This window comes from Clostridium muellerianum (genome assembly GCF_012926525.1).
Classification (GTDB): domain Bacteria; phylum Bacillota; class Clostridia; order Clostridiales; family Clostridiaceae; genus Clostridium_AM; species Clostridium_AM muellerianum.
In genome coordinates this window covers 1-3,704 of sequence record NZ_JABBNI010000049.1, presented here as the reverse complement: position 1 = coordinate 3,704, position 3,704 = coordinate 1, and the positions used below count along the sequence as shown (strand labels likewise).

Annotated in this window: 3 protein-coding genes; all 3 read right to left on the bottom strand. The window is 26.4% G+C overall.

From position 1 onward, the window contains the following. Positions 1-75: 75 nt before the first annotated feature. The 3 genes from HBE96_RS19500 to HBE96_RS19490 are packed head-to-tail and all read right to left on the bottom strand — an operon-like array spanning position 76 to position 3,542. Positions 76-450, bottom strand: coding sequence for a DUF6262 family protein (locus HBE96_RS19500; protein WP_169299388.1), 375 nt, complete (start codon positions 448-450; stop codon positions 76-78). Then, positions 450-2,414 (bottom strand): tyrosine-type recombinase/integrase, encoded by a 1,965-nt coding sequence (locus tag HBE96_RS19495; RefSeq protein ID WP_169299387.1) that lies wholly within the window; start codon positions 2,412-2,414, stop codon positions 450-452. Before HBE96_RS19495 ends, HBE96_RS19500 begins: the two co-directional genes overlap by 1 nt. Further along, a complete protein-coding gene (locus HBE96_RS19490; protein WP_169299386.1) occupies positions 2,415-3,542 on the bottom strand; it encodes a tyrosine-type recombinase/integrase in 1,128 nt (375 codons plus the stop codon). Positions 3,543-3,704 lie beyond the last annotated feature (162 nt).

The following is a 3,704-nucleotide window of genomic DNA, read 5'->3' as shown; positions in this document are numbered from 1 at the left end:
ATATCTCGTGTAGCCTAGGCTACACGAATTGAATTCATTTAATTTGTACATTGTTTATATGTAATCAATGTAACTTTATAACTTTTCATATAATTTACCTCTAAGAACTTCTAATTGATCTTTAAGTTTTCTATTTTCTTCTTGAAGTTCTTTAATTTTTTTATCTTTAGCCATTATGATAATGTCTTTTGACTTATCGGTTTTATCATATTTAAGTTTTTGTCTTATAACTTTTTCAGTTTGTTTATCCCTAAGTTCTTCAATTCTTTGTTTAATTTCAGCATTGTTATATAGAAAAGTTTTAGATACACCACTTAAATTAGATACACTATTAAAATTAATTTTCTGTTCGCCAAGAGAGAGTTCTCGAATAGCTTTATCTACTTTTTCTAAAGTAATTTTTGTTTTTTCTTCTGCATATTTTTTTAATCCTTTTGTACTTCCAGCCATTAAACTATATCCTCCCTTGATTTACCGTTTTTATGAACTAATTTATGTTCTTTAACTTTTGCTAGTGTTTTCTCTAATACACCTAAATATGTTTTATTCTTTTTAGCCCAAAGCTCTCTGCCACATCTTTCACTAATTTCAATTTGTACTTTAACCCTTTCTATTTCTTCTTCATATTCAGGTATATTTTCAACCGTGGTACAGAAACTACCACAAGTTAGGCAATGATTCATTTGTTGTTTACACGTTAACTTAGATGGATGAAAGCATATTCCAAAAGGTACTCTTACAGCATCTAAGTTCTTTTTAACATATTCATATCTTATTAGATTTTCACCAATATCAGAATTTAAATCTACTTTTTCAAGATCATTAGTTTTTGTATCAACCTTAAATAACTCTAAATCCTCAGTATCCTTCCATTTCTCATAGAGTGTATTTTCTGTTACAGTTGCATAATGAACTGTCATTTGAAGACTCTGATGACCTAACATTTGTTGCATAATACTTATTCCTACACCTTGTTCTACAAATTCTTTAGCTCTTGTATGTCTTAATGAATGAAGTCTAAAATGATATAGCTCACCATTAACATCTCTAATGTCTTTTTGTTCAATAAGTCTTTTAATAGTAAGTAGTAAAGTTTGCTTTGCTAATGGCTTTCCTTTTAACTTACCTTCATAATTATTAAATAAATACTTCTTAGAATTATTTTCTTCTGTACTTAAATCTTTAGCTTTATCAATAGCCTTTTGAACCATTTCAGCAACCTTATCCCTTATTGGAATTTTAAGTTCTGCTATACCTGTTTTAGTTATTTCACCACAAAGATAATAATTATATTTCTTTTCTTTGTTATTCCAAATCTGATCTAAACAATTATCATATCTAAGATTTAATATATCTGTGCCTCGCCACCCAGTTTCTCTAAGGAGAATATAAATAGGTATGTACTGTGATCTGTCTAAATCCATAATATTATTGTCTAATTGCTTTAATATAGGTTCTGGAATGAATTTAGCTTTTTTAACCTCATCTTTATTTAATTCTCTTTTAGGAATATCATCTTGAAATATTAAAAAAGATACTTCTTTTTTAGGAGCTTTATCATATTGAGCCATCTGAATATACTCTAAAAATGTTCTTATAAAACTCACATATTTTGAATTTTCTGTTTTATTTTTACCTTTTCTGTCATTGCCTATATGATATAAATATTTTTCTATGTCATTTCTCTTTAAGTTTTCAATAAATCCATTATAATAACCATTTGAATAAAAATAATTAAAGAAATACTTTAAATATTTCAATGTATTATGGCAAGTCATCCAACTTTTTTTAGTAATAATAGTTCTAATATATTTTTTTACGGTTTCTTTATAATAGATAGGTAAATTGATAAAATTAATAGAATTATAAGCTGAACTACTTGCTCCACTTGCAGAGATTTTAGTACCCTTGATCTTTTTTGAATACCATATATCTTTTTCAGTTTCTTCTCTATCATCATGAAAATCTTTTATGAAATCTACTAACACATTTGTAAAGGAAAAATATCTTGCTTCTGTTGGTGAGTATTTTACACCTTCATTTATTAAATATAACTTCCATATTGTATTTATCTTTTCTTTGTCTAAGTCACTAAAACTTTCTATAGCATTATTATTTAAAAAAGCACTTAAATGCTTTAAAACTCTTGCTTGTCTCACTATCACTTTATTAGTAAGATACTTATTTTTAAAAGAAAAAAGAAAATAATATTTAACCTCATTTTTTATATAAAAATTATTTATTAATGAAAAATCAATAAACTTATAAGCATTTACAGTTTCTCTCATAAAAAATTCTTCTGTTAAATCCCATTTGTCATTTTCTAACCAATATCCGTTATCTTGTTTCAAATATTCAATAATTTCATCATATTTACTTTGTTGATTACTTTTTATCAGTTGTAAACTATCCATTTATTCATCCCCCTCGTTATAAATATCCAAATCTAAATTAGGTTGAGTTTTTTCAAACTCCCTTGTTATATCTTCATCTGAGGGGTGAATATAAGTATTCATAGTAGTATAAATATTTTTATGTCCTGCTCTTACTCTAAGCAGTTCTGGTTGCCATCCTGCCATTCTAAGCACCGTTAAAGAACTATGCCTAAACATATGTGGTGTAACATATAATCCTGTTTTCTTTTTAAGACTTCTAAATAAATTATCTACATCTACATAGTCCATAGCTTTATTTTTGTTATTACCACTTATCTTTATAAAAATATGATTTGTATCTACTTCTTCAGTATGATATTCAGCTATATACTCCATAAAAGTATCGGCCAAATTTTGTGATATATCTATCCTACGGGGACTCGATACTGTTTTAATTTCTGCATTATTTTCAAGTTGGCCTCTATCTTTTAAATCTATAACCATATCACTTATATCAATATCTTCAATCCATAATGATAAGGCTTCGCCTATTCTCATTCCAGTTTCATAAAGTAATGATAATAAAAACTTATCCCTTAGATTATTACAAGCTCTAACGAGCATTTCTATTTCGTTCCTAGTAAGTGTTTTAGGTTTACTCTTAGGTACTTTTAATTTAAGGATATTACTAGTTACTTTCTTTTTATCATAGGCTATTCCATATAAAAATCCTTTAAAATTTCTAGTAGATCCTGATATGAATTTTTTAAGTCTTTCTGATACATCATTTCTGTATTCTTCATGTCTTAAAATATAGTCATAGAACATTAACACAGTATTAACTATAATATTTACTGTTCTTGGGCTTCTTGCAGTATCTACAGGTGTTGCAGGTATTACCTTTAAACTCTTATATGGATTCTGCAACCAATTCACAAACAATGATAAGTCATCAATAGTAACTTTCTCAAAATTTAAATTATTCTGTTCTAAATATTCAAAATACAATTTCAAATGTTGACAATACATTCTTAATGTATTTCTAGCATAATTAGTATTATCTTTAAACTTAATAAACTTTAATATAGGTTCTACTGGCAGACCTTCATCATCTGTTACAAAGTATCTCTCTTTATCGTCTTCTGTCTTTACTTTTACTACATCCATTATTTTATGTATCCTCCTATATTTCGATTAATTTCTACATATAGTTTACTATAATTACTATAAAACATACAACAATATATTTAGTAATCACTGTTTTATTCTTATATAAAAGCAATACATAAAATACTATAAATACTATTTAGTTATCTACACTATATTTCT